Origin of the sequence: Microbacterium alcoholitolerans (assembly GCF_050408615.1) — a bacterium.
Classification (GTDB): domain Bacteria; phylum Actinomycetota; class Actinomycetes; order Actinomycetales; family Microbacteriaceae; genus Microbacterium.
The window spans coordinates 1,804,008-1,826,559 of sequence record NZ_JBNTKD010000001.1 but is presented as its reverse complement, the minus strand read 5'-3'; the positions used below and the strand labels follow the sequence as shown (position 1 = coordinate 1,826,559).

Annotated in this window: 22 protein-coding genes; 16 read left to right on the top strand and 6 right to left on the bottom strand. The window is 68.7% G+C overall.

The window, feature by feature from the left end; translation table 11 throughout:
• Positions 1 to 158: 158 nt before the first annotated feature.
• From ACQUSX_RS08745 to ACQUSX_RS08700, 10 genes are all read left to right on the top strand, one after another.
• On the top strand, positions 159 to 1,241 hold the full coding sequence (locus tag ACQUSX_RS08745) for a GntR family transcriptional regulator (protein WP_428906558.1): 1,083 nt from the start codon (positions 159 to 161) through the stop codon (positions 1,239 to 1,241).
• Positions 1,242 to 1,278: 37 nt separating this feature from the next.
• The gene (locus tag ACQUSX_RS08740) at positions 1,279 to 2,595 is read left to right on the top strand and encodes an ABC transporter substrate-binding protein (protein WP_428906557.1); all 1,317 of its coding nucleotides are present in this window, start codon (positions 1,279 to 1,281) and stop codon (positions 2,593 to 2,595) included.
• 5 nt (positions 2,596 to 2,600) lie between these two features.
• Complete coding sequence (locus ACQUSX_RS08735; RefSeq protein ID WP_428906556.1) at positions 2,601 to 3,554, top strand: carbohydrate ABC transporter permease; 954 nt, start codon at positions 2,601 to 2,603, stop codon at positions 3,552 to 3,554.
• The gene (locus ACQUSX_RS08730) at positions 3,547 to 4,416 is read left to right on the top strand and encodes a carbohydrate ABC transporter permease (protein ID WP_428906555.1); all 870 of its coding nucleotides are present in this window, start codon (positions 3,547 to 3,549) and stop codon (positions 4,414 to 4,416) included. Before ACQUSX_RS08735 ends, ACQUSX_RS08730 begins: the two co-directional genes overlap by 8 nt.
• Before the next feature lie 30 nt (positions 4,417 to 4,446).
• Positions 4,447 to 5,451 (top strand): Gfo/Idh/MocA family protein, encoded by a 1,005-nt coding sequence (locus ACQUSX_RS08725; RefSeq protein WP_428906554.1) that lies wholly within the window; start codon positions 4,447 to 4,449, stop codon positions 5,449 to 5,451.
• Positions 5,448 to 6,230 carry a sugar phosphate isomerase/epimerase family protein gene (locus tag ACQUSX_RS08720; RefSeq protein WP_428906553.1) on the top strand — a complete coding sequence of 261 codons (783 nt, stop codon included), beginning with the start codon at positions 5,448 to 5,450 and terminating at the stop codon, positions 6,228 to 6,230. Before ACQUSX_RS08725 ends, ACQUSX_RS08720 begins: the two co-directional genes overlap by 4 nt.
• The gene (locus ACQUSX_RS08715) at positions 6,227 to 7,573 is read left to right on the top strand and encodes a beta-N-acetylhexosaminidase (protein WP_428906552.1); all 1,347 of its coding nucleotides are present in this window, start codon (positions 6,227 to 6,229) and stop codon (positions 7,571 to 7,573) included. The genes ACQUSX_RS08720 and ACQUSX_RS08715 overlap by 4 nt, the downstream gene beginning before the upstream one ends.
• Positions 7,574 to 7,699: 126 nt before the next feature.
• Entirely contained in the window at positions 7,700 to 8,728 is a 1,029-nt protein-coding gene (locus ACQUSX_RS08710; RefSeq protein ID WP_428906551.1) for an NAD-dependent epimerase/dehydratase family protein, read from the top strand.
• The gene (locus tag ACQUSX_RS08705) at positions 8,728 to 9,789 is read left to right on the top strand and encodes a dihydrodipicolinate synthase family protein (protein ID WP_428906550.1); all 1,062 of its coding nucleotides are present in this window, start codon (positions 8,728 to 8,730) and stop codon (positions 9,787 to 9,789) included. The genes ACQUSX_RS08710 and ACQUSX_RS08705 overlap by 1 nt, the downstream gene beginning before the upstream one ends.
• A gap of 87 nt (positions 9,790 to 9,876) precedes the next feature.
• Positions 9,877 to 10,212, top strand: coding sequence for a hypothetical protein (locus tag ACQUSX_RS08700; RefSeq protein WP_428906549.1), 336 nt, complete (start codon positions 9,877 to 9,879; stop codon positions 10,210 to 10,212).
• A gap of 6 nt (positions 10,213 to 10,218) precedes the next feature.
• Here the strand turns inward: ACQUSX_RS08700 and ACQUSX_RS08695 are convergent, their stop codons facing one another.
• Positions 10,219 to 10,560, bottom strand: a complete 342-nt coding sequence (locus ACQUSX_RS08695; protein ID WP_428906548.1) for a TraR/DksA family transcriptional regulator — start codon at positions 10,558 to 10,560, stop codon at positions 10,219 to 10,221.
• 146 nt (positions 10,561 to 10,706) lie between these two features.
• On the opposite strand from ACQUSX_RS08695, the gene ACQUSX_RS08690 reads away from it, so the two are divergent.
• The 4 genes from ACQUSX_RS08690 (at position 10,707) to gnd (ending at position 14,111) form a co-directional block, all read left to right on the top strand.
• The gene (locus tag ACQUSX_RS08690) at positions 10,707 to 10,871 is read left to right on the top strand and encodes a DUF8730 family Cys-rich protein (protein ID WP_428906547.1); all 165 of its coding nucleotides are present in this window, start codon (positions 10,707 to 10,709) and stop codon (positions 10,869 to 10,871) included.
• Positions 10,872 to 10,875: 4 nt separating this feature from the next.
• Complete coding sequence (locus ACQUSX_RS08685) at positions 10,876 to 12,588, top strand: FAD-dependent oxidoreductase (protein WP_428906546.1); 1,713 nt, start codon at positions 10,876 to 10,878, stop codon at positions 12,586 to 12,588.
• Complete coding sequence (locus tag ACQUSX_RS08680) at positions 12,585 to 12,872, top strand: metal-sensitive transcriptional regulator (RefSeq protein WP_428906545.1); 288 nt, start codon at positions 12,585 to 12,587, stop codon at positions 12,870 to 12,872. Before ACQUSX_RS08685 ends, ACQUSX_RS08680 begins: the two co-directional genes overlap by 4 nt.
• Positions 12,873 to 13,055: 183 nt before the next feature.
• On the top strand, positions 13,056 to 14,111 hold the full coding sequence (gene gnd / locus ACQUSX_RS08675; RefSeq protein WP_428906544.1) for a phosphogluconate dehydrogenase (NAD(+)-dependent, decarboxylating): 1,056 nt from the start codon (positions 13,056 to 13,058) through the stop codon (positions 14,109 to 14,111).
• An 11-nt stretch (positions 14,112 to 14,122) separates the two neighbouring features.
• Here the strand turns inward: gnd and ACQUSX_RS08670 are convergent, their stop codons facing one another.
• The 4 genes from ACQUSX_RS08670 to ACQUSX_RS08655 all read right to left on the bottom strand — a co-directional run bounded on the left by ACQUSX_RS08670 (position 14,123) and on the right by ACQUSX_RS08655 (position 15,900).
• Complete coding sequence (locus tag ACQUSX_RS08670; protein ID WP_428906543.1) at positions 14,123 to 14,308, bottom strand: hypothetical protein; 186 nt, start codon at positions 14,306 to 14,308, stop codon at positions 14,123 to 14,125.
• Between the two features lie 98 nt (positions 14,309 to 14,406).
• Entirely contained in the window at positions 14,407 to 14,919 is a 513-nt protein-coding gene (locus ACQUSX_RS08665; RefSeq protein ID WP_428906542.1) for a gluconokinase, read from the bottom strand.
• Between the two features lie 84 nt (positions 14,920 to 15,003).
• A complete protein-coding gene (locus ACQUSX_RS08660; RefSeq protein ID WP_428906541.1) occupies positions 15,004 to 15,747 on the bottom strand; it encodes an SGNH/GDSL hydrolase family protein in 744 nt (247 codons plus the stop codon).
• Positions 15,748 to 15,750: 3 nt separating this feature from the next.
• Positions 15,751 to 15,900, bottom strand: a complete 150-nt coding sequence (locus ACQUSX_RS08655; RefSeq protein WP_428907648.1) for a hypothetical protein — start codon at positions 15,898 to 15,900, stop codon at positions 15,751 to 15,753.
• An 81-nt stretch (positions 15,901 to 15,981) separates the two neighbouring features.
• Here ACQUSX_RS08655 and ACQUSX_RS08650 point away from each other — a divergent pair, with 81 nt between their 5' ends.
• Entirely contained in the window at positions 15,982 to 16,200 is a 219-nt protein-coding gene (locus tag ACQUSX_RS08650) for an SCO4848 family membrane protein (RefSeq protein ID WP_428906540.1), read from the top strand.
• 90 nt (positions 16,201 to 16,290) lie between these two features.
• On the opposite strand, the gene purL is transcribed toward ACQUSX_RS08650, so the two are convergent.
• The gene (gene purL, locus ACQUSX_RS08645) at positions 16,291 to 18,612 is read right to left on the bottom strand and encodes a phosphoribosylformylglycinamidine synthase subunit PurL (protein WP_428906539.1); all 2,322 of its coding nucleotides are present in this window, start codon (positions 18,610 to 18,612) and stop codon (positions 16,291 to 16,293) included.
• Between the two features lie 286 nt (positions 18,613 to 18,898).
• Between purL and ACQUSX_RS08640 the strand changes: the two genes are divergently transcribed.
• Entirely contained in the window at positions 18,899 to 22,492 is a 3,594-nt protein-coding gene (locus ACQUSX_RS08640) for an SdrD B-like domain-containing protein (RefSeq protein WP_428906538.1), read from the top strand.
• Positions 22,493 to 22,552: the final 60 nt, after the last annotated feature.

Below are 22,552 nucleotides of genomic sequence, written 5' to 3'. Positions count from 1 at the left end.
AAGTCTTCCCCTAATAAGGAATGAATTGGGTACATTTGTGCCGCGAAACTCCGCGATTCCGGCAAACATACCCTGACGCGGGATTGACATTCCAACAATTCCGCGAATATGGTCACCAGCAGTCCACCGAATCGAAGATGTTTGGATCAGGAAAGAGAATGAATTCATTCCCTCGCGAGCGCACGCTGTTCGAAAGCGTCGCCACGAAGCTGCGCACCAGGATCGACGCCGGCGAGTGGGCCTCCGGTGTTCGGCTGCCCACGGAGAAGGCCCTCGCCGAGCAGTTCTCCGTCGGGCTGAACACCGTGCGCCGTGCCGTCGAGATCCTCGTCAACGACGGACTGGTCGTGCGCCGACAGGGCTCGGGCACCTACGTCACGCCGCAGCGCACCGAGACGGGTTCGCGCTTCGTCGGGGCGATCGTGCCCTCGACCAGCTACTATTTCCCCACGGTCATCGCCGGCATCGAGCGGGCGACCGGCGCCGCCGGGGTGCGGATGCTGCTGGCATCCAGCGACTACGACCACGACCGCGAGCTGATGCGCGTGCGGGAGATGATCGAATCGGGCGTGTCCGGCCTGCTCATCGCTCCCACGCTGCACCTCGGCGACGCCGAAGCACAGCTCGACGCCATCCGCGCCCTCGGTGTGCCGACTGTTCTGGTGGAGCGTCGTCCGAGCACGCCCGAGCCCGATGACCGGCTCTCGTACATCGTCACGGACGTCGTCGGCGGCGGCTTCGCCGCCGTGCGGCATCTCGTGGAACAGGGCTGCACGCGTATCGGCTTCATGGGTCGCAGCGACACCGCGACGGCCGATGACGTGTTCGCCGGGTTCGAGCGAGCCATCGCCGCCTTCGACGTCCCGAGGCTCACCGATGCGATCGTGCGGCGGCCGTCGTGGGAGCGGGATGAGCTCGCCGACTTCGCGGCGATCGCGAAGGAGCAGCGCCTGGACGGCGTGTTCTGCCTCGGAGACCGGGAGGCGACGGCACTGATCCCCCGGCTGCGCGCCCAGGACATCAGCGTGCCCGACGACCTGGCCGTCATCTGCTACGACGACGAGGTCGCCGGTCTCGCCGAGGTGCCGCTGACCGCGGTGTCACCGCCCAAGTTCGAGGTGGGACGCCTCGCCGCGAACACGCTGCTGAGACTGATCGCCACACAGGGCGCCGCCGCCGCTGTCCGCACGCGGCTGCTGCCCTCCATCAACATCCGCGAGTCCAGCCGCTCGCGGCTCTGACATCACTTCATCCATCCCCATCTGACAGGAGAAAGCCGTGCCCATCACCCGCTCCCGGGGCGTGTACGCCCTCGCCGTCGCCGGCGCCGCCATGCTCGCCCTCTCGGGCTGCGCCGCCGGCGCCGCTGACGGCGGCAAGACCTCGCTGACCATCGGCTTCTACGCCGCCGCCGGCAGCGAAGCCGACAGCACCATGCGCGCACTCATCGACGAGTTCGCCGAGGCCAACCCCGACATCGACGTGCAGGTCGAAGCCGCGCCGTATGTGGACTTCTTCAAGCGTCTGCGCACCCAGGTCGCCGGCGACAAGGCGCCCGATGTGTGGCTGTCGGATGGCGTGCTCGTGCAGGAGTTCGCCGCGCGCGGCAGCCTGCGTGATCTGTCCGACTACGCCGACGATCTCGATTCCGTCGATTACATCGGGCTCGATCATCACCGTGATGCCGAAGGCCGGCTGTGGGCGTTCCCGCAGGCGGCGCAGGTGCCGGTGCTGTACTACAACAAGGCGCTGTTCGCCGAGGCGGGGGTCGATTCGCCCACCGACGACTGGAGCTACGACGACCTGGCCGCAGCGGCGCAGAAGCTGACCGTGGACAAGAACGGCGACGGCACCGCCGACGCCTGGGGCTTCCGGGCGTTCTCCCCGGGTTTCACGGAGAGCTGGTGGCCGCAGGTGCGCGCCTTCGGCGGCGACATCGTCAACGATGACCGTACGAAGGTCACCATCGACAGCCCTGAGTCGGCCGCCGCACTGGAGTGGGTGAAGAAGGCGATCGATCCGAAGACCGGCTTCGCTCCCGACGTGGTGAACACCAGCTCGCTGGGAAGCCCGCACGAGCTGTTCGCGAATCAGACCGTGGCCATGTCGTTCGGCATCTATGCCCGCGCCCAGGCCGCGCTCGCCGGTAACGTCGACTTCGACGTGGTCCGCATGCCCACCGGCCCCGGCGGCACCCGCGGAGAGGTTTCGATCGTCAACGCGTGGGCCGTCAACGCGAAGTCCAGTGACGTCGAGGCGGATGCCGCGTGGAAGTGGATCGAGTTCTTCTCGGGCGAGAAGCCGCAGACCGCCTGGGCCGCTCTGGGTGAAGGCATTCCGATCAACGCCGCCGTTGCGAACTCCGACGCCTTCCTCGGCGCCGACACCGCGCCGGCGAACCGTCAGGCGTTCCTCGACGGAATGGAGGATGCCGAGGACATGGGCGAGAACGCCGTGTGGTCGGAGTACACCAACTTCATCGGCGAGAACATCACCTCTGCGCTGTCGGGTTCGATGAGCATCGACGATGCGCTGGCCGACGCCCAGAAGAAGGCGCAGGAGTCCATCGACCGCTTCCAGGCCGCTCAGGGCTGAACCCCATGACGGCAACGATCATCGACCCGGGAGTGGAGACGCCGGCAGGCGTTCCCGCTCCCGGGCGGGTGGAGACGAAGACACGGCGGCGCTCGCGCCGGGGAATGGGCTGGGGGCTGCTGTTCGCCTCCCCGTACCTCCTGCACCTGATCGCGCTGACCGCCTGGCCGCTGCTGGCCTCGCTCGTCTTCGCCTTCACCTCCTACGACATGGTGAACAGCCCGAAATGGGTCGGCATCGACAACTTCGTCCGCCTGGCGAACGACCCGATGTTCTGGCGCACACTAGGCAACACCGCCTACTTCGCGGTGCTGTTCGTACCGCTGCAGACCGGGTTCGCCCTTCTTCTCGGCATCGCGCTGAACCAGAAGCTCAGGGGCATGGCGTTCCTGCGGGGTGCCTACTTTATCCCGGTCATCTCGTCGTGGGTGGTCGTCGCCTTCGTCGCGGACGCGATCTTCAACTCCCGCTTCGGCGTCGCCAACCAGCTGCTGCAGTGGCTGGGACTTCCCAAGCAAGATTGGCTGCAGAACCCGGATCTCGTCATCCCGGTGCTGGTGGTCGTTGCGGTCTGGAAGGGCGTGGGCTACATGGCCGTGCTGTTCCTGGCCGGCCTGCAGGCCATCCCCGAAGAGCAGTACGAAGCGGCACGGCTCGACGGGGCGAACGCGTGGCAGCGGCTGCGTCACATCACCATGCCGTGGATCTCCGGCACGACGTTCCTCGTGCTCATCCTCACCATCATCCAGACGCTGCAGTCCTTCGACCAGGTGTTCGTGATGACCGACGGCGGACCCAACGGAGCGAGCGAGCTCAGTGTGCTCTACCTGTACAGGCAGGGGTTCCAGTACTTCCAGATGGGCTATGCCTCGGCGATCGCCTGGGTGCTGCTGGCGCTGATCATGCTGCTGACAGTCATCCAGTTCCGCCTGCAGAAGAAGTGGGTGCACTATGCCTGACACGCTCGTCCGCATTCGGCCTGCCGCCCATCGCCGGCGGCGCGCCGCACTGCGCAAGCTGCCCGCCTACGTCTTCGTCATCGCCGGCGCGGTCATCATGGTGGTGCCGTTCCTGGCGGCCTTCAGCAATTCGCTGAAGTCGTTCGAGCAGTACATCCAGGTGCCGCCGACGTGGATCCCCGATCCCGTGCAGTGGCAGAACTACGCCGAGGTATGGCAGAGAGCGCCCTTCGGGCTGTACCTGCTCAACAGCGTGATCGTCTCGGTCGCCGCCGTGGTCGGATGCGTGCTGACGAGTTCGATGGTCGGTCATGCACTGGCCCGGATGGTGCTGCCCTGGCGCAATCTGCTGCTGACCCTGGCGCTGGGCACGATGATGCTGCCGACTGTCATCACGATCGTGCCGAGCTTCATCCTCTTCAACTCCTTCGGATGGCTCGACACCCTGCTGCCCCTGATCGTGCCGTACTGGCTGGCGACGCCGTTCGGCATCTTCCTGATGCGCCAGACCTTCCTCGGCATCCCGAAGGACTTCGAAGAGGCGGCGACCCTGGACGGCGCCAACCCCTGGCAGGTGTTCTGGCGGGTGCATCTGCCGCTGGCCAAGCCCGCGGTCGCGACTCTCGCGGTGTTCACCTTCATGGCGACGTGGGGCGCGATCCTGGAGCCGACGATCTACCTCACCTCGCCCGAGAACTTCACGCTGCCGATCGGCGTGCAGAGCCTGCGCGGCGAGTTCGCCGGCAACGAGCAGCTCGTCACAGCCGCAGCGCTGATGAGCCTCGTTCCGATCCTCATCGTCTTCCTGCTCGCCCAGCGTTACTTCGTGCGCGGCGCGGCAGGGTCGGGACTCAAGGGCTGACGCCCGTTGAACAAGAAAGGGCAGCATCCCGTGCACTTCGAATCCTTCGCCTTTGGCATCATCGGGGCCGGCACCATCGCGACGCTCCACGCAGAAGCGATCCGCGCAGCAGGTCATCGCGTGGCCGCTGTCTGTGATGTGCGGCCGCAGGCGGCAGAGCGCTTGGCAGCCCAGTACGGCGCCGACACCAGCACCGACCACCGTGCCCTGCTCGCCGACGCCGCGATCGACGGCGTGATCATCACCGCTCCCCACGCGCTGCATGCGCCGCTGGCGCTCGACGCGCTCGCGGCGGGCAAGCACGTCCTGCTGGAGAAGCCGATCGCGACCACTCACGCGGATGCCGTGGCGCTGACGGATGCGGCCGCGGCCGCATCCGTCACCCTCGCCGTCGGCCACGTGCTGCACTTCATCCCCAGCCACATCGCCGCACGCGCCCTGTTACGCGCGGGCGCGATCGGCGACATCCGCCTGGTGGTGGAACGACGCGCGTCCGACTACGCCCGCGGCTCGAGACCGGAGTGGTTCTTCGACCCCGTGGTGGCCGGCGGCGGGATCGTGCTGAACGTCGGTACGCACGCGATCGACCGCATCCAGTGGTTCGCCGACGCGCGCATCAGCCGGGTGAGCGGCGTGGTGAGCGCACGGCCGGGCAGCGAGGTCGAGACGGATGCCGCGGCGCTCTTCGAGCTGGAGGGCGGTGCGCACGCCTCTCTCACGGTGACCGGCACCGGGCTGGGCTTCGTGGAGCAGGTCGCCGTGATCGGCGACCTCGGGGCCCTCACGGTCGATCGTGAAGCCGGCGTGCAGGTGTTCGTCGACGGGAAGCGCACCGCGCACGTCCCCGTGCAGCCGAATGAGATGGACGCGGCCTTCACCGCGCAGATCCACGACGTCGTCAACGCCGCGCGCACCGGGCGGGAGCCGCGGGTCGGGATCGACTACGCCGTCGGCGTGCTGGATGCCGCCCTCGCGGTGTACAGCGCCTCTGAGACCGGGGCGAGCGTCACCACGACGTCGGCGGTCCCTGCATGAGCGCCGTCCGAGCCTTCAGCACTCTGGGTGCACCGGCCGCGTCGATCGATGATCTGGCTCGCATCTGCGCCGACACCGGAGTCGGCGTGGTGGAGCTGCGCTGCGCGGCGGGTGAGCTGCTCACGCCGCAGACCTCGGTCGCCGATGCGGAGGCCCTCGGCCGCGACCTGGGGTCCGCCGGCGTATCCCCTCTCGTCGTCGCCTCGTACGTCCGCATCGCGCGAGATGACGGCGATCCTGTCGCCGAGGTGGTCGAGCACATCCGGCTCGCCGAAGCCGTCGGGGCGTCGTTCGTGCGGGTGTTCGGCGGGGTCGAGGGCGTCGCCGAATCGCGCGAGGTCGCGGCCGCCCGCCTGGCCGAGGCCGCCCGTCGCGTGACGGGCACCGCGGTGACCATCGTGATGGAGACGCACGACGTGTTCCTCACCGGGGCGGCGATCGCCGACATCCTCGATCGAGCCGATGCACCGGGTACCGGCGCCCTCTGGGACGTGGTGAACCCGTGGCGTGCCGGCGAGTCGCCTCGTGCGACCGCGGATGCTCTGGCGCCCTGGCTGAGACATGTGCAGCTGAAGGATGCCGTGAGTCCGACCGAGCTCGCCCCGGTTCTCCTCGGGGAGGGCGCCGTGCCGCTGCACTCGGTGCTCGATGAGCTCGACCGGATCGGCTACTCCGGCGCGATCGCGCTGGAGTGGGAGCGGGTCTGGTATCCCGACGTGGCGCCGGTGCAGGATGCTCTCGTGCCGTTCGGTGCGCTGCTCGACAGTGCCAGCCGATGACCGGCGCGTTCACCGTCTGCGCGGACGACGAGATCTGGGACGGCATCGCCGCTGCAGCGTCGGGTGTTCTCGGCGTTCGACGGGCCGCGGCCGGGGCCGTGCGCATCCTGCCCCATGACCCGTCGCTCGAGGCGGAACAGTATGCATTGCGACCGGTCGACGGCGTGATCGAGGTGCGGGCTGGCTCCGCCGCCGGCGCGTTCCGCGCTCTCTCCCGCGTCCGCGGGGGCGGCCGCGTCTTCGACGAGTGCGGAGACGCTCCGGCATATTCCTGGCGCGGCTTCATGCTCGACGTGGCACGCTGGTTCGTGCCGGTCGATGAGCTGCTGGTGCTCATCGACCAGCTCGCCGAGCGGCGACTGAACGTGCTGCATCTGCACCTGACGGATGACCAGGGCTGGCGGATCCCGGTTCCCGGATGGCCCCGCCTGACCGAGGTGGGCGCGTGGCGCGAGGGCACCACGACCCGGCCCGCTCCTGTGGAGGGGCGACCCGACCCGCGTTCCGACGACGACTGGGGCCACGGTCACCGACATGACGGCGTGCCACACGGCGGTCATTACACCCGCGCCGAGCTGGAGCGCGTGGTGGCGTATGCGGCCGAGCGGTTCATCGCCGTCGTGCCCGAGGTGGACATTCCCGGTCACGTGCAGTCCGTGATCGCCGCCTATCCGGAACTTGGCGCGGGCGCGCCGGACCTGCCCGTCGCGACGCGTTTCGGTCTCGGGCCGAGTCTGCTCGCGCCGACCCCCGAGGTGGAGCGGTTCATCGCCGACGTGCTCCACGAGGTGTGCGACATCTTCCCCGGCGCGCACGTGCATGTCGGCGGCGACGAGCCGCACCTGGAGACGTGGCGTCGCGACCCTGTCAGCGTGGCTCGTGCGGCTGATCTGGGGCTTCCGGGGACCGACGCGCTGCGGGGCTGGTTCGTCGAGCTCGCCGCGGGCTTCCTGCGCGAGCGCGGGCGCACCGCCCTGTACTGGTACGACGGCGAGGTCCTGTCAGAGGATGCGACCGCCGTCTCATGGCTGGCCGAAGACGGCGGGCTGGCAGCCGCGGCGCGAGGAGCGCAGGTGATCACTGCCGACCACACCCGCACGTATCTCAACTATCTCTCGAGCGAAGCGGATCCCAACCCGTACGCGTGCGGCATCGTGCTCGATGAGGCGACGGCGGCCGGCTTCCGCCCTGCCCCCGACGGGGCGGCCGCGCACGTCGCCGCGCGCTTCCTCGGGGGTCAGGCTCAGCTGTGGACGGAATACGCACCGCATCGCGAGTCGCGCGAGAGCTTGATGTTCCCGCGGCTGGACCTCATCGCCGAGGCTCTGTGGAACGGTGCCTGATGCTGCACCGGACCTGCTGCACTTCGCTCGCGGAAGCCGATCCGCGGGTCTCATCTTCGAGGACACACCCACTAACCCCGGCGACGCGGATCGCGTCGGCGGATCGGAAGGACGAGAAAGATCGCCATGAAACCCTTCACCTCTGAGGCCGAGCTGGAAGAGGCGCTCGCCACGCCGAGCGCCGGTCTGATCGAAGAGCTCGAGAACGGCTCGGGCGACCTCGCCATCCTGGGGGCCGGCGGCAAGATGGGGCCGACCCTGGCGATGCTCGCCCGTCGTGCGCTCGATGAGGCCGGGCGACGCGACGACGCGGTGCACGCCGTGTCGCGGTTCGGCGATGCGCAGGTGCGTGCGCGCCTGGAAGCCGCCGGTGTGAACGTCGTCCCGTTCGACCTGATCGAGAACGACGACTTCTCGGCGCTTCCGGATGCCCCGAACGTGATCTTCATGGTGGGGGCCAAGTTCGGTGCGGCCACGGCGCCCTCCTGGGCCTGGGAGGTGAACGCCGCCCTGCCCGACCGTGTCGCACGGAGATACCGCGACAGCGCGATCGCGGTGATGTCCACCGGCAACGTCTATCCCTTCGTCGCTTCCGCGTCCGGTGGGGCGTCGGAGGACACCGCCCCCGATCCGATCGGCGAGTACGCGCAATCGTGTCTCGGCCGGGAGCGGGTGTTCGAGTTCGGGGCGCAGCAGCGCGGCACGCGGGTCTCGATCGTGCGGTTGAACTACGCGATCGACCTGCGCTACGGGTTGCTCGCCGACATCGCCAGCGCGGTGCACGCAGGTCATCCGGTATCCGTGGCGACGGCGAACGTCAACGTGGTGTGGCAGGGGTACGCGAACGAGGTCGTGCTCCGCTGCCTGTCCCACGCGACGACGGATGTGTTTACCGTCAACCTGACGGGACCCGAGACGCTCAGCGTCGCCTCCGTCGCGAGCCGCTTCGCCGAGCTCTTCGACCGCGAGGTGCGGTTCGCCGACGAACCGCAGCCGACGGCGCTGCTGAACGACTCCCGGCGCTGCATGGCCTTGTTCGGGTATCCCTCGGTCTCGGCGGACGAGCTCATCGCTCTGCAGGCCGAATGGCTCACGGCAGGACTGCCGATGTCGGCGAAGCCCACCAAGTGGGCCGTTCGCGACGGGAGGTTCTGATGGCGATCCCGCAGCTGCGCGACGCAGCCGCTCGCACCCTCGCGCGAGGAGCCGTGATCCCTGCGCATCCGCTCGCCCTCACCGCGCAGCGGCGGATGGACGAGCGCCGTCAGCGCGCCCTCACCCGGTACTACCTCGCCGCCGGCGCCGGCGGTCTCGCCGTCGGAGTGCACACCACCCAGTTCGAGATCAGGGACCCGCAGCATGCGCTCATCGAGCCGGTGCTGGCGCTCGCCGCCGAAGAGCTCGACGCGCACCACGACCCGGATGTCGTGCGCATCGCCGGCGTCGCAGGCGACGTTCGCCAGGCCGTCGCGGAGGCCGAGCTGGCGCTCGAGCTCGGCTACGACGCGGTGCTGGTCAGCCCGCGGGTGCCCGGAGCGGATCCGTCGATGCTGCTCGACCGCGCCCGCGCGGTGGGCGAGCTCCTGCCCGTGATCGGGTTCTACCTGCAGTCGGCCATCGGTGGGCCGGTGCTGGATCGCGGTTTCTGGCGCGAGTTCGCGGCGATTCCGTCGGTGGTGGCTGTCAAGGCCGCCCCGTTCGACCGCTACCGTACCCTGGAACTGGTGCGGGGCGTCGCGGAGTCGGGCCGCGCCAACGAGGTCGCGTTGTACACCGGGAACGACGATGCGATCGTCTCGGACCTCATGTCCGAGTTCCACGTCGCCTCGCCGCAGGGCCCGCGCACCCTGCGCTTCGCCGGAGGCCTGCTCGGGCAGTGGGCGGTCGGCACGCGCGCGGCGGTCGAGCTGCTTGAACGTGCGCATCGCTCGGCGGCGGGCGATGCCGACGCCCGCGCGAGCCTGCTGCGACAGAGTGTCGACCTGGTGGACGTGAACCAGGCCGTGTTCGACCCGGGCAACGACTTCCGCGGCGTCATCGCGGGCGTGCACGAGATGCTGCGGCAGCAGGGGCTGCTCGAGGGGATCTGGTGCCTGGACCCGCACGAGACGCTGTCGCCGGGTCAGGCCGAGGAGATCGCCCGCGTGCGAACCGCGTACCCGGAGCTCAACGACGACGACTTCATCTCGCAGCACCTGGACGAGTGGCTCAGGTGATCGAGGATCGGGCCTGCGGCCCGATCCTCGATCAGTGATCCGCCCGGCAGGGTCACTTCGCGCATCAGCAGTGTCCGCGCTGCTGCGATGCTGGCGATGTGGAACGCGGTGATGGCCGGGCGCGAATACGACCTCTCCGTCGAGGAGGGGCAGTCGCTCGCCGAGCTGCGAACGGTCCTCGACGTCGAGGGACCTGCATTCCTCGCGCACGTGCGCGCGGTGACGTCGCAGAATCGGCTCGACGTAACGTTCGTGGGTGTCATTGGCGAGCGCGTCGAGAGGATCAGCTACGGCGGAAGCCTCGCGCACATCCTCACCTTCGCCGCGCACCGGCGCACGCTGGTGCTCGCGCTCGATGCCCATGGTGAGGGCGGATTGGGCTGGGGAGATCCGCGATTCGAGGTGACTGAACCCCGCGGGTGAGCCCGGTCAGCGCTTCTCCGCGCACGGCACGCACAGCTCGGCGAACGGCCGCACCTCGAGGCGCGCGGCGGGGATCGGCTTGCCGCACCGGGCGCAGATTCCGTAGGTGCCGGCGTCGAGGCGCGCCAGCGCGTCGTCGAACTGGCGCAGCTCGTCGGCGGCGGCATCCGACAGCGCCGACAGACGCGACCACTCCGACGACAGCGTCACGCCCTCGGGGTCGTGCTCGTCGTCGTCGTTCGATCCCTGCCGATCGCGGACGAGTTCGGCGAGGGCGGATGCCGCGGATGCAGCGCGCACGGCAGCATCCGCCCGCAGTGCCTCGAGGTTCGATCGCACGTCTCCCATGTCGCTCACCATAGTCCTGCGTGAGCTCGGCGGCTCCGCCTGCCGCGCGAGTGAGGCGATCGGATGCCCGTACCGCAAGCCATGCATACCCCAGGGGGTATGCATGATACCCTCGGGGTATACCGATTCGAGGAGAGCCAACAGCTATGTGTCGAGCAGTGGCCTGCCGGAAGTGCGGCAAGACGACGTGGGCCGGATGCGGTCAGCACGTCGACAGCGTGGTGCGCGGTGTTCCGACGTCGGACCGCTGCCGCGGCCACGAGAACGAGCCGAGCACCGGCTTCTTCGCCAAGCTGTTCGGCAGGGCGTGATCTCATGCGCGTGATCATCATCGGTGGCGTCGCTGGCGGCATGTCGGCGGCCACGCGGCTGCGCCGTCTCGACGAGTCAGCGGAGATCATCGTGATCGAGCAGGGCGACTACGTCAGCTTCGCCAACTGCGGACTCCCCTACTACGTCGGCGGTGTAATCACCGAGCGCCAGTCGCTGCTGCTGCAGACACCCGAGTCGCTGCGCGCCCGCTTCGCGCTCGACGTGCGCACCCGCCACCAGGCTGTCGCGATCGACCGCGATGCCCAGACGGTCAGCATCCGCGACACCCGCATGGGCACGATCTCGCATGAAGCGTACGATCACCTCATCCTCGCCACCGGAGCCACTCCGCGTGACGCCTTCGGCCAGATCGAGGGTGGGCCGATCGTGTCGACCCTGCGCACGATCGACGACGTCGATCGCATCACTCTCGCACTCGAAGAGGTGCCCAGCACAGCCCGCGCCGCCGGGCCCAAGAAGCGCGCCGTCGTCGCCGGCGGCGGATTCATCGGTCTCGAGGCCGTCGAGAACCTCGTGCACCGTGGGCTCGACGTGACACTCGTGCAGCACGGCGTCCACCCGCTGAGCCCGCTCGACCCAGAGATGGCCGCCCTCGTCGTGGACGAGCTGAGCGCCCGCTGCGTCGACCTGCGCATGCGCACATCGGTGAAGTCGATGGATGCCGATGGCGTGCACCTCGGCGACGGCACCACGGTGCCCGCCGACATCGTGATCGATGCCAGGGGCGTCCGCCCGGCAGCATCCATCGCCACCGATGCGGGACTGGCCGCAGGCCCCACCGGCGGCATCGCCGTCGACGCGCTCCAGCGCACCAGCGACCCGCGCATCTTCGCCGTCGGCGACGCCGTCGAGAAGATCGACGCGATCTCCGCCGAGCCCATCCTGGTCACCATGGCCGGCCTTGCCAACCGTCACGGCCGCACCGCGGCCGACGTCATCGCCTGGGAGCACGGTCTGCTCGACGATCGCCCCGACGATGCGGTCCCGGCCGTCGGCACCGCGATCGTCGGCGTCTTCGACCTCGCCGTCGCGATGGTCGGGTGGAGCGAGCGGCGACTGCGGGATGCCGGGCGCGCGCACCGCGTCATCCACGCGCATCCCGCAGACCACGCAACGTACTATCCCGGCTCCGAGCGGCTGACCATGAAGCTGCTCGTCGAACCCGACACCGATCTGATCCTCGGCGCGCAGGTGATCGGCCGCAGCGGCGCCGACAAGCGCATCGACGTCATCGCGACCGCGATGCAGGCGGGTCTGACGGCTTCCCAGCTGAGCCGCCTCGAACTCGCCTACGCTCCGCAGCTCGGCTCGGCGAAGGACCCGGTCAACATGCTCGGCTACATCGCCGACAATGCCGCGACCGGTCTGACCGACAGCATCCAATGGCACGAGCTCGAAGACGCGATGACCGCGGGCGCAAGCGTGCTCGACGTGCGCAGCGCGGCGGAGCAGGAGAGCGGTGCGATTCCCGGGAGCATCCACGTCTCGGTCGACGAGCTGCGCTCGAAGATCGACGACCTGCCACCCGGTGACCTGATCGTGCACTGCCAGGTCGGCCAGCGCGGTCATACGGCGGCCCGGGTGCTGCGGCATCACGGACGCACGGTGCGCAACCTCTCGGGCGGCTACCTGACCTGGCACGCCGGTGTGCGCATGAGCGACCTGAGTGGCATCCGAGAGAAGGAGATGGCATGAGCAGCACCCAGGCTTCGGCGGAAGAGATCCGCAAGGCCGTCAATCGGCTCAAGCGGGCTCGCGGACAACTGACGGCGGTGATCGACGCGATGGAGACCGAGGCCGACTGCCGCGACGTCGTGCTGCAGCTCGCTGCGGTCGGCAAGGCCATCGACCGCGCGGGCTTCGCGGTCATCAGCACCGCCCTGCGCAACTGCGTGACGGATGCCGAGAGCGGCGCCGAACGGGAAGACGGAGCTCCCACGGTGGCCGAGCTCGAGAAGCTGTTCCTCACGCTCGCCTGACCCGCGGCGCCACCCGTGACACCCTGGGGGCCGACACGCCACTTGTCGGACGGATTCGCGTGATCCGTCCGACATCTGGCGTGTCGGCCCCCGAACTGTAAGGGAGCTCGGCCGTCGCCACCAGGCCCTTGCCCGCCCGACCCGGGGTGCAGGACGATGGAGACTCCGACGTGAGGAGACGCGATGCAACTGGGAATGATCGGACTGGGTCGGATGGGCGCGAACATCGTGCGCCGGCTGATGAAGGATGGACACGACTGCGTGGCCTACGACGTGAATCCGGATGCTGTCGCGGCGCTCGCCGCGGACGGCGCGTCCGGGGCATCCGATCTCGCCGACTTCGCAGCCCAGCTGCAGACGCCGCGCGTCATCTGGGTGATGGTGCCCGCCTCGCTCACCGGCAGAGTCGTCGACGACGTCGCCGCTCACCTCGAAGCGGGCGACATCATCATCGACGGCGGCAACTCGAACTACCGCGATGACGTGCGCCGCGCCGCGGCGCTGCGCGAGCGCGGCATCGAATACGTCGACGCCGGCACCAGCGGTGGCGTGTTCGGTCTCGAGCGCGGGTACTGTCTGATGGTCGGGGGATCGGATGCCGCGGTGCAGCACATCGAGCCGCTGCTGCGCACCATCGCACCGGGCCCCGGCGAGATCGAGCGGACACCAGGGCGCACCGGCGACCTCGCGCCCGAGGAGCAGGGGTACCTGCACTGCGGACAGGCGGGCTCCGGTCACTTCGTGAAGATGGTGCACAACGGAATCGAATACGGCATCATGGCGGCGATCGCCGAGGGACTAAACCTGCTCGAGAACGCGGATGCCGGTGTGCGCGAGGCCGAGCACTCCGCCGAGGTCGCGCCTCTCGAGGAGCCGGAGTTCTACCAGTTCGACATCGACACCTCGAAGGTCACCGAGCTGTGGCGCCGTGGGTCCGTGATCTCGTCATGGCTGCTCGATCTGACGGCGACCGCGCTGCACGAGAACCCGACGCTCGACGGACTCGCCGGCCGCGTCTCGGACTCGGGCGAGGGCCGCTGGACCGTCAAAGCGGCGATCGATGTGGGAGTGCCCGTCCCCGTGCTCGCCGCATCGCTGTTCGAGCGCTTCGCATCGCGCGACGAGGACCAGTTCGCGAACCAGGTGCTCTCGGCGATGCGTCTGCAGTTCGGCGGCCACAAGGAATTGCCCGCCGGGGACGTGCTCGAGGCGGGTGGCCGCAAGTCCGACTCGCGCTGACGGCGGCGCGACTACTCCTCTTCGTCTGCTTCGTTCTCGTCCGCGTGTTCCCGCACGGCCTCTTCGTCTACCTGCGCCGGCGGCTGATCCATGAGGTACGTGCGGTCGTCGTTGGGATCGCCGGTGCCGTCGTCGAGACCGTTCGCCAGCGGGTCCTGCTTCTCGATCGGATCGTATCCGGGAGTGCTGTCGCTCATCTTCTGCTCCTTCGTCGAATGGCCCTCCAGCGTCGCGGGACCGGCCGGCGTCGTCGAGAGGGTTGACAGCCGCAGCAGCAGTGCGGAATCGCCCGCCGTCAGCTGAGGTTCTCGACCACGCGGCCGACGAGCACGTCCGGTTCCGCATCGACGCGGACGATCATGCCCGGCTCGTCCGCCTCGAGCGGCTCGAGAGTCTCCAGCTGCGACTGCAGCAGCGCCGGCGGCATGAAGTGATCCGTGCGGCCGGACACCTGGGCTGCGAGACGCTCGACGTCGGCCGCGAGCATGACGAACCGCACTCGCGGCGCGTGCGCGCGCAGCGCGTCGCGATACACGCGCTTGAGCGCAGAGCACGCCACGACCGGCGCCGGATGCTGATCGAGCGCCTTGCCGACGCGCCCCAGCCAGGGCATCCGATCCTCATCTGTGAGCGGGATGCCGGCGCTCATCTTGGCCACGTTCTCTGGGCCGTGCAGGTCGTCGGCGTCGATGAAGGGCGCTCCGAGCCGCTCGGCGAGCAACTGTGCGATCGTCGTCTTGCCGGCACCTGAGACGCCCATCACGACGATTCCGCCGTCCAGTGCACGGTCGGTCTCGGCGACCGTCATCGTGTACTCCTGCGCCGGGCGCTGATGTGTCTGGCGATCATGCCCATCAGCCTATGGCGTCAGGTGATCGTCGAGCGGCGGCGATCACTGCCGCCGCTGCCACAGTTGCCACCACGGCCGCGGCTTGGAGCGCGCGACGCCCTCCGCCGCGAGTCGCGTCAGGCGCGGAAGGACGCGGTCGGATGCCCGCGGCGCCTTCAGCCCGAGCACGCGCGCCAGTTCCAGAGCGAGCACCGCATGACCGGCGGGTCCGGGGTGGAAGGGGTCATCGAGAAGCCCACGGGGAAGGTCTCCGGCGCCGAGCTCGGCGAACTTCGCGAACTGATCGACCAGGATGACGTCTTCGGCGCTCGCGACGTCGCGGATCGCCTGGGCGAACTCGGCGATGCGCGCCCGCTCCGGGGCGTTCGCGACGTCGATCGCGGGCTGCGTCTGCAGCACCGGAATCGCACCGATCGCGCGCACGCGCTGCACGAACTCGGTCACGCCTGCGCCGAATTCCTGCGGCGTGATGACGGGGAACACGCCTCCGGTCGAGCAGTCGTTCGTGCCGATCATCAGCGTCACGATGTCCGGCTGCCAGTGCGCCACGCGCCGCTCGAAGTCGTCCAGCAGCAGGACGACCCGCCAGCCGCTGATGCCCGTATTGATGAGGGCGTCCTGCACGCGGCCCATGTCGCCGCGGATGAGTTCGTGCAGGTGATCGACGTAGTTACGCTCGCCCCGGGTGTGCAGCAGCCCGTGCGTGATCGAGTCTCCGGTGAGCACCCAGGTCAGTGGTGCGCCCGAGTCGAGGGCGGCGCGCAGCCGCTCGAGGTCACGGCTCATGGATCAGCCGAACAGCAGCGTCAGAACGGTCGCTCCGCCGCCGACGAGGATCAGCGAGACGATGGTCACCCATGCGACGACGCGGATGCGCTTCTGCCGGCGCTCGCTGTAGACCGAGAGGTCTTCCGCGTCTTCGTGCTTCGTGTTCATCACTGCAGAATCGTACCGCGATCGCTCACGCCGCTGCTGGCGCGGTCAGGCAGGCCGATGCCACGAAGCCGATAGCGTTGAGGGGTGATCCCCCTCGCCATCGTGCTGTTCCTCAATGCCGTCTTCAACGCGGTCGTGTGGCCGACGTTCTACCGCCGGGTCACCGCCGATCCCCGCGCGCGCGACGAGCACGGCAAGGCGACGGCGTTCCTCAAGGTGCACGCCGTGCTGTTCGCGATCGCCCTCGTGCTGGCGCTCGTATCGCTGCTGCTCGGAATCGCCGCGCTCACCGGAGCGCTGTAGCTGCACTGGGCTGTAGCCGCACCCGCGCCCGCGCCCTCGCCCGTTTTGCCGGCGCCTCGCCCGGGGCTCAACCCCGGGCATCCGAACGCCTCAGGCGCTCTCGACCACCGTCGGCCCGAAGACGGCAGGCAGCGTCGCGCGTGAGGTCTCGCGCAGCTCGTCCACCGAGACGGTGAAGACGTCCTGCACCTCGAGGGTGGGCTCGCTGTCGGTGACGCCGATGCGCAGCACCGGGTAGCCGCGTCCCTCGCACAGACCGCGGAACTTCACGTCGTCCTCGCGGGGCACGGTCACCAGCACGCGGCCGGTCGACTCCGAGAACAGCGCGGATGCGGCATCCACGCCGTCGCGCTCCATGAGCTCGGTCAGCCACACGCGAGCGCCGACGCCGAAGCGCATCACTCCCTCGGCGAGTGCCTGGCCGAGGCCGCCCTCAGACAGGTCGTGCGCCGATGAGATCAGCCACTCCTCGCGCGCCGCGCCGATCAGCCCGGCCAGGCGCTTCTCGCCGGCCAGGTCGACCGCCGGCGGCAGGCCGCCGAGGTGGTCGTGCACGACATCGGCCCACGCCGAGCCCGACAGCTCGGTCGCGGTGACGCCGAGCAGGTAGATGTTCTCGCCCACGTCCTGCCAGCCTGACGGGATGCGACGCGACACGTCGTCGATGATCCCCATCACGCCGACCAGCGGCGTCGGGTGGATCGGCACGTCGCCGGTCTGGTTGTAGAACGACACGTTGCCGCCCGTGACCGGGGTGCCGAGCTCGTAGCATCCGTCGGCGAGGCCGTCCACGGTCTGCCCGAACTGCCACATCACCTCGGGGTTCTCGGGCGAGCCGAAGTTCAGGCAGTCGGTGATGGCCGTCGGCACGGCGCCGGTGACGGCGACGTTGCGGTACGCCTCGGCCAGCGCCAGCTGCGCACCCTTGTAGGGATCGAGCTGGCAGTAGCGGCCGTTGGCATCCGTCGAGATCGCGAAGCCGAGACCCGACTCCTCGTCGACGCGGATCATGCCGGCGTCGTCGGGGAACGCGAGGGCGGTGTTGCCGAGCACGTAGTAGTCGTACTGGTTGGTGATCCAGCTGGTGTCGGCGAGGTTCGGCGAGCCGAGCAGCGCGAGGAACTGCGCGCGCAGCTCGTCGGGCTCGTTCGAGCGGGGGAGGTCTTCTGCGGCATCCGCCTGCAGCGCGTCGATCCACGTCGGGTACGCGACGGGGCGGTCGTAGACGGGGCCGTCGACGGCGACCGTCGACGGGTCGACGTCGACGATGCGCTCGCCCTGCCAGTCGATGACGAGGCGTCCGTCGCCGGTGACCTCGCCGAGCACGCTGGTCTCGACGTCCCACTTGTTCACGACGGCCATGAAGGCGTCGAGCTTGGTGGGATGAACGATCGCCATCATGCGCTCCTGCGACTCCGACATGAGGATCTCCTCAGCCGTGAGCGTGGGGTCGCGCAGCAGCACGTTGTCGAGTGAGACGTGCATGCCGCTGTTGCCGTTGGCTGCGAGCTCGCTGGTCGCGCACGAGATGCCTGCGGCGCCGAGGTCCTGGATCGCCTCGACGAGCTCGCTCTTGTACAGCTCGAGACAGCACTCGATGAGCACCTTCTCGGCGAACGGGTCGCCTACCTGCACCGCGGGACGCTTGGTGGGGCCGCCGTCGTCGAACGAGTCGGATGCCAGGATGCTGGCGCCTCCGATGCCGTCGCCGCCCGTGCGGGCACCGAACAGGACGACCTTGTTGCCGACGCCCTCGGCGTTGGCGAGCTTGAGGTCCTCGTGGCGGAGGACGCCGACCGCGAGGGCGTTCACGAGCGGGTTCGCCTGGTAGACCGAGTCGAAGACCGTCTCGCCGCCGATGTTCGGCAGGCCGAGACAGTTGCCGTAGAAGCTGATGCCGGCGGTGACGCCGTGCACGACGCGCGGGGTGTCGGGGTGGTCGATGGCGCCGAAGCGCAGGGCGTCCATGACCGCGACGGGACGTGCGCCCATCGAGATGATGTCGCGGACGATGCCGCCGACACCGGTGGCCGCGCCCTGGAACGGCTCGATGAAGCTGGGGTGGTTGTGGCTCTCGGCCTTGAACGTGACGGCCCAGCCCTCGCCGACGTCGACGACGCCGGCGTTCTGCCCCATGCCGACCATGAGGCGTTCCTTCATCTCGTCCGAGACCTTCTGGCCGAAGCGGCGCAGGTAGTTCTTCGACGACTTGTACGAGCAGTGCTCGGACCACATCACCGAGTACATCGCCAGCTCGCCACTCGTCGGACGCCGACCGAGGATCTCCTTGATGCGTGCGTACTCGTCGTCCTTGAGTCCGAGGGCGCCGTACGGCTGCTCCTTCTCGGGCGTCGCGAGGGCGTTCTCGACGGAGTCGGGGACGTGTGCGAGAGAGTTGTTGGGGGTGGTCACGCGCGCTCCTGGTGACGAGAAGAGTTGTGGCGGGGCACCTTCAGTTTAGGCGCTTCGACGCGGCGCCCACCTTCCGCCCGACGTCCGTCCGCCCAGCCGCCTTGAAAGATCTTCGAGAAGTCGCGTAATGAATCACCCTTCTCGCCGTCTCATCAGAGTGGAGGCCTACCGGCCACCCCGACAGCCCGGGCCCGAACCCGCTGCTGTCCACCGAGCGCCGCATCCGCGGCGTCGACGCGGGGGCGCGTGAACGAAACGCGCCCCGATCCTTGTCTGGGGAGACTAGATGGCTGCGTACGCGGCGCCGAGAACACGAGCGCGCACATTCATGCACTGGCTGGCGGGCATTCTGATCGCACTGCTGGCGGTCGGCGGGCTGGGCACACCAGCCTTCGCCGCGGGCGGAAAGGTCACGGTGTATCCGCCGACGAGCAGTGCGGAGCACAACGGGATGCCTGTGCTGACCGAAGGCGGAACGTACGCGTTCCAACTCGGCTACGGAAGCATGGACGACGGGCAGTCCGTCGCGATCACGCTGCCGGAGGGAATCACGATCCCGGAGTCGGTGCTCACCGTTCCCGCCGGCAACACCGCCGTGCGCTCGCTCGCGGTCAACGACGCGGGACAGCTCGTGATCACCTTCGAGGACCCGTTCCCGGCGGACGTCAACCAGGGCGTCCTCGACCTGAAGTTCACGGTCGACGAGGTCGAGAACTCCGAGGTGCGCGAGCTGGTCTGGAACGTCGACGGCACCCCGGTCACACAGCGGGTCATCGTCACCGTGCCCGGTGAGTCGCCGCAGTCGACGTCCGACAGCGCGAACAAGAGCGTCAGCGGCTCCATCCCGCACTCCGTCGTCGACGGTGCAATCGTCATCGACGAGAGCGCTCTCGACGTCCCGCTCACGTACACCGTGACCGTGTCGAGCAAGAGCGCCCGCGAGGTCACCATCGCCGACACGCTCGGCGCCCACCTCGCGTTCGTCCCGGGCTCGCTGTCGGGCAGCAAGATCGTGCGCGACGCCGACGATCTCAACCCGGTGACCAGCGCTCTCACGGGCCTGCCCGCGATCTCGGGCACCGACTTCACGCACACCTTCGCCGCCGAGGTGAACTCGGCGTACACGTTCACCTACCAGGCGAAGATCGCCGATGCTGCCGCGCTGAGCGCACTGCGCGACCAGCTTCAGGCGGCGTACGACGCGGTCGACCCCGTCGACGGCGGGTCGTACTCGGTCGCACTGACCAACACCGTCGATGTGAACGGCACGGAGCGGTCGACCCGCACCGAACTGCGCGGCAGCGTCAAGGGCATGGATCGACCCGGCACCGGCGCGGCGTTCGGCAAGAGCGTCGACCCGTCGGCCGTCTCCCTCGACGAGCAGCTCGCCGCAGGCGCGGAGCTCGCCGACGGCATCCGCGTCTCGTACTCGCTGAAGGCCGACCTCACCGCCTTCGCAGACTTCGCCGATGGCCCGTTCGCACTCGACCGCAACGTGGTCGTGCGCGACGCGCTTCCCGCGGAGGCCACCTGGAGCACCGACTCGGCATCCTTCCTCGTGCTCACCGACCAGGACGGCACGCAGATTCCGCTCACCGCGGCAGAGGGTCTCGAAGGCGACTTCGAGCGGGCGATCGCCGCTGACGACTACGTCGGCACCTACGCGATCTCGGGTCAGAACCTCTTCGTCAACCTCGGCAAGGATGTCTCGAAGACGTACACGCTCAAGGTCGAGGCGTCGATCGACGCGCTCCCGCAGCACGTCAGCGGTCAGAACCAGTACCGGGCGGAGTACCGGGTGACGAACACCGCGTACTTCGTCTACGGCGACAACCGCTACGAGACGAAGAGCGCTGCCACGACGATCACCGTCCCGAAGGACACCAGCGGCGGCGTCGACGACCCGCAGCGCTTCGACAAGAACACGGCCGGCGGCACGATCACGCTGACCTCGGGCACCTCGACCGACATCCCGTACACCTTCACGATCGGAAGGGACGTCGGCGACGCCGCCGGCTCGCGGATCATCGACGCCGTCGACCACAGCGTGTTCGACGTCACCGAGCAGACCCTGCCGGCGATCAAGGAGTCGATCCGCGGCATGTACGAGTGGAACTACCCGCTCGACGGCGACACGTTCGACGTGTCGCTGGATGCCGAGGGCAACCTCGTGATCGCTCCGAACGCCGCCTTCCCGAAGGATGCCGAGTGGGGCGCGTCCGCACCCGAACCGCTGACCGGCTCCTGGACCATCACCGTCGACCTGCCCACGCATGTGCTGCAGGGCAAGCAGACGATCGACGTGCACAACACCGCCCGCTATGAGGGTGACGGCCAGGAGGTCGTGTACACCTCGAGCTCCAGCACCCGAGCGACCAGCTTTGGCAACGAGATGGAGGTTCGCAAGCGCGTCTACGACGCAGCGAACGACGAGTTCACCGGCAGCCTGCGCGTCGAGACCGACGAGCAGGGCGACCTGGTGCAGAGCGACTTCATCTATCGCGTCGAGCTGCTGCCGCATGGCACCTTCACGAACATGGTCGAAGACGTCGTCGACGTGCTGCCGGCCGGTGTGGAGTTCCTCGGCTGGGTCGATCCCAGTGACGTGAACTCGGGTGAGGTCGTCTCGGGCACGAGCTACTCGGTTCCCGGCTCGAACCTGACTGCCAGCTACGAAGCCGACACCGACACGGTGACGCTCGAGCGCGGTTGTCTGGTGAGCGGTCAGACCGTCGCACTGTTCTTCAAGGTGCGACTGGTCGACTACCAGGCGAACGTCGGCATCACGAATATGATCGGCGCCGTCGGCGCCACCATCACGCCGACGAACGACTACCCGCTGAGCCTGCTCAAGCGCGACAGCACCGATGCCGCGAAGCTGATCACCGATCCGGCTGCGCGCTTCTCGGTGCTCGCCGATGACCAGCAGACGATCGTGTTGAACGACCTGCGCGTCGTCAACGGCAAGATCGTCACGGCAGACGGTGCCATGCCGACGGTGAAGGAGGCCGGCACTTACTGGCTGCGCGAGGACGTCGCTCCGCAGGGCTACCAGAAGGCCACCGAGCTGAGTCGCATCACTGTCGCCGAGACCGGAATCAGCGCGGACGTGGTCCTGTACAACACCCCCGGTGAGACGGTCGAGCCCGAGAAGACGTACGCGATCGGCGACGTCACGTGGATCGACGCGAACAAGGACGGCCGTCAGGACGACGACGAGCAGGTGCTGCCCGGAGTCATCGTCGAGCTGCTCAGGGACGGCGAGGTCATCGCGACCGAGACGACCGACGCGCATGGCCGCTACCTGTTCGACGAGCTGCCCGCGGGCGAGTACCAGGTCAAGTTCACCCTCACCGAAGACCAGCAGAAGACCTACGTCTTCACGAGTGCGGACGCCGGCGACGACGACGCAGTGGATTCGGATGCCGACCCGGCGACCGGCCTGACCCAGACCATCGTGCTCGGTCCGGACAACATGCGCCTGACCCGCGAGTACGGCTGGGGCGAGGTGCGCGCCACCGAGGGCATTGACCCGACCTGGGATGCGGGTGTGATCGTCCGCGCGACCGACCCGGTCGACCCCGAGGTTCCCGTGGACCCTGAGGTTCCGGTCGACCCTGAGGTTCCGGTCGACCCTGAGGTTCCGGTCGACCCGGAGGTTCCGGTCGACCCCGAGGCCCCGGTCGACCCCGAGGCTCCGGTGGGTCCGGAAGCTCCGGCGGGTCCTGAGGCTCCGGTCGACCCGGCGCACCCCGGCACTCCTGGTGTGAACGAGCTGGCTGCGACCGGTCAGTCGCTGCCGCTGGGGCTCGCGGCACTCGCCGCGCTGCTGCTGGTCGCAGGTGCCGCCGCGTTCGGCCTGCGTCGTCGGGTTGCGTGATGCGGGTGGAATGACGCTCACGGCATGACGGGAGGGCGTGCATCGGATGGGGATCCGGCG

Bases quoted from the DNA above. Each gene is read 5' to 3' on its own strand.
- ACQUSX_RS08745 (WP_428906558.1), top strand. From the start codon at position 159: ATGAATTCATTCCCTCGCGAGCGCACGCTGTTCGAAAGCGTCGCCACG.
- ACQUSX_RS08735 (WP_428906556.1), top strand. From the start codon at position 2,601: ATGACGGCAACGATCATCGACCCGGGAGTGGAGACGCCGGCAGGCGTT.
- ACQUSX_RS08730 (WP_428906555.1), top strand. From the start codon at position 3,547: ATGCCTGACACGCTCGTCCGCATTCGGCCTGCCGCCCATCGCCGGCGG.
- ACQUSX_RS08720 (WP_428906553.1), top strand. From the start codon at position 5,448: ATGAGCGCCGTCCGAGCCTTCAGCACTCTGGGTGCACCGGCCGCGTCG.
- ACQUSX_RS08715 (WP_428906552.1), top strand. From the start codon at position 6,227: ATGACCGGCGCGTTCACCGTCTGCGCGGACGACGAGATCTGGGACGGC.
- ACQUSX_RS08710 (WP_428906551.1), top strand. From the start codon at position 7,700: ATGAAACCCTTCACCTCTGAGGCCGAGCTGGAAGAGGCGCTCGCCACG.
- ACQUSX_RS08705 (WP_428906550.1), top strand. From the start codon at position 8,728: ATGGCGATCCCGCAGCTGCGCGACGCAGCCGCTCGCACCCTCGCGCGA.
- ACQUSX_RS08700 (WP_428906549.1), top strand. From the start codon at position 9,877: ATGCTGGCGATGTGGAACGCGGTGATGGCCGGGCGCGAATACGACCTC.
- ACQUSX_RS08695 (WP_428906548.1), bottom strand. From the start codon at position 10,560: ATGGGAGACGTGCGATCGAACCTCGAGGCACTGCGGGCGGATGCTGCC.
- ACQUSX_RS08690 (WP_428906547.1), top strand. From the start codon at position 10,707: ATGTGTCGAGCAGTGGCCTGCCGGAAGTGCGGCAAGACGACGTGGGCC.
- ACQUSX_RS08685 (WP_428906546.1), top strand. From the start codon at position 10,876: ATGCGCGTGATCATCATCGGTGGCGTCGCTGGCGGCATGTCGGCGGCC.
- ACQUSX_RS08680 (WP_428906545.1), top strand. From the start codon at position 12,585: ATGAGCAGCACCCAGGCTTCGGCGGAAGAGATCCGCAAGGCCGTCAAT.
- gnd (WP_428906544.1), top strand. From the start codon at position 13,056: ATGCAACTGGGAATGATCGGACTGGGTCGGATGGGCGCGAACATCGTG.
- ACQUSX_RS08670 (WP_428906543.1), bottom strand. From the start codon at position 14,308: ATGAGCGACAGCACTCCCGGATACGATCCGATCGAGAAGCAGGACCCG.
- ACQUSX_RS08665 (WP_428906542.1), bottom strand. From the start codon at position 14,919: ATGACGGTCGCCGAGACCGACCGTGCACTGGACGGCGGAATCGTCGTG.
- ACQUSX_RS08660 (WP_428906541.1), bottom strand. From the start codon at position 15,747: ATGAGCCGTGACCTCGAGCGGCTGCGCGCCGCCCTCGACTCGGGCGCA.
- ACQUSX_RS08640 (WP_428906538.1), top strand. From the start codon at position 18,899: ATGGCTGCGTACGCGGCGCCGAGAACACGAGCGCGCACATTCATGCAC.